Origin of the sequence: Streptomyces sp. NPDC002018, assembly GCF_042890865.1 — a bacterium.
Lineage (GTDB): Bacteria > Actinomycetota > Actinomycetes > Streptomycetales > Streptomycetaceae > Streptomyces.
In genome coordinates this window covers 1-1,447 of record NZ_JBIASO010000061.1, presented here as the reverse complement: position 1 = coordinate 1,447, position 1,447 = coordinate 1, and the positions used below count along the sequence as shown (strand labels likewise).

At 69.9% G+C, this 1,447-nt stretch carries 2 protein-coding genes; one reads left to right on the top strand and one right to left on the bottom strand.

Annotated elements, in window-relative coordinates:
- Window positions 1–318: 318 nt before the first annotated feature.
- Window positions 319–792 carry a rhodanese-like domain-containing protein gene (locus ACFYYH_RS34500; RefSeq protein ID WP_388559894.1) on the bottom strand — a complete coding sequence of 158 codons (474 nt, stop codon included), beginning with the start codon at window positions 790–792 and terminating at the stop codon, window positions 319–321.
- A gap of 93 nt (window positions 793–885) precedes the next feature.
- Here ACFYYH_RS34500 and ACFYYH_RS34495 point away from each other — a divergent pair, with 93 nt between their 5' ends.
- Window positions 886–1,347, top strand: a complete 462-nt coding sequence (locus ACFYYH_RS34495; protein ID WP_388559891.1) for an Lrp/AsnC family transcriptional regulator — start codon at window positions 886–888, stop codon at window positions 1,345–1,347.
- The last annotated feature ends 100 nt before the right edge of the window (window positions 1,348–1,447 follow it).

The window sequence follows — 1,447 nt, the reverse complement described above, 5'->3', positions numbered from 1 at the left end:
CCATCACCGGCGACCCCACCTACGCCACCGGACCGAAGAGCGGCGGCGCACGCCCCTGGGTCGAATGGAAGAACTGCACCCGGACCACCCCCATCCCCACCTGACCGCCATGCGTCCCTCGCCCCCGCCGCAGAGCGATCCTCATCCGATCGCGGTGCCGGTGACGCCGGCGGAAGGGCGTGTGCGAGCAGATCGGCGGCCCGGTCCGTGGACACCTTCACGGCGAGGGCGAGGGCGTGGGCAGCGCACAGCGCGGCCGGAGCGGGAAGGCCGTCCCGGGGGGCGGCACGGATGACGCCCGCATTGGTGTGGTGCGGGTCAGCACGCGCAGGTGATGGTGCCGGGCGGCGCGGTCAGCGGGTCGGCCGGCCGCTGCTCGACACCGTCCGGTGTCTGCACGGGGAACCCTTCGCGGATCCAGTACTCGATGCCGCCGATCATCTCCTTGACGCGGTAGCCGAGCCGGGTCAGGGCGAGGGCCGAGCGCGTGGCACCGTCGCATCCCGGCCCCCAGCAGTAGGTGATCACCGGGACGGCGGGGTCCAGCAGAGCGGCCGCCCGGACGGCGATGTCGGCGGTGGGCAGGTGCAGGGCCCCGGGGATGTGCGCCTGCTGCCAGCCCGCAACGCCGCGGGAGTCGATCAGGGCGAACCCCGGATGCCCGGACAGCAGGGAAGCACGCACGTCGGAGACGTCGGCCTGGAAGGAGAGCCGCCCCTCGAAGAAGGTGACGGCGGCGTCGGGGTGCGCGGGCGGTACCGCCAGTGCCGCGCTCGTTGCGTTGTTTTCCATGCCCGCAACGCTATGACCGACCGGCACACGCCGGAAGCATCGATCACCGGTGACCGGTTTGATTCACCGGCGATTCCCTGGCAGGTTCGCCGCATGAGCGCTTATTCGCCGGACAGCACCGACATGCGCATCCTGGAAGCCCTGCAAAGCGATGGCCGGGCCAGCTACGCGGAACTCGCCCGGATGGTGTCCATGTCCCCCAGCGCCGTCACCGAACGCGTCCGCCGCCTGGAGGAGACCGGCGTCATCGCCGGCTACTCCGCCGTCGCCGCCCCCGAGCGACTGGGACTCGACATCCTGGCCTTCGTCCGCCTGCGCTACCCCACCAGCAACTACAAGCCCTTCCACGACCTCATCGCCACCACACCCCAGATCATCGAGGCCCACCATGTCACCGGCGACGACTGCTTCATCCTCAAAGTCGTCGCCCGCTCCATGCGCCACCTCGAACAGACCACCGGCCGCATCGCGGGCCTCGGCTCCGTCACCACCACGATCGTCTACTCCAGCCCCTTGAAGAACCGCGCCATCACCGCCACCGCCCTCAACGACTGAACGACCGCTAGGACTTGTCCGGTCGATCATGTGACTGCTTCGTGTGCGGGTCGTTGGTGTGGGCATGGGGCGGGGTGATCTGAGCGATGCTGAGTGGGAG